The sequence below is a fragment of the Pseudomonas persica genome (genome assembly GCF_900291015.1).
Taxonomy (GTDB): Bacteria; Pseudomonadota; Gammaproteobacteria; order Pseudomonadales; family Pseudomonadaceae; genus Aquipseudomonas.
Genome location: NZ_OLKL01000371.1, coordinates 1 through 237, shown reverse-complemented (window position 1 = coordinate 237; position 237 = coordinate 1). Strand labels below are relative to the sequence as shown.

1 protein-coding gene is annotated in these 237 nt (G+C 47.3%); it reads left to right on the top strand.

The annotated features are described in order from the left end of the window. Nucleotides 1–237 (top strand): IS3 family transposase (locus FQ664_RS28140; protein WP_144176008.1); only part of this gene is annotated, 237 nt, incomplete at both ends.

Genomic DNA, 237 nt, shown 5'->3' with positions numbered 1-237 from the left:
CTCACGAAAAGCACCCGTCATATGGCGTTGACCCCATTTGGGCCGAAGTAAACGAGTCCATTCCTTGCAGCCGGGGTACCGTCTATAGATTAATGAAGAAGCATGGAATCCAATCCACACGCAAGAAGAAGTGGAAGGCCACAACAAACAGTAAACACAATCTACCAGTCGCCCCGAATCTTTTAAATCAAGTTTTTGATTCCCCGATACCTAATGCGGTGTGGGTCGGGGATATAA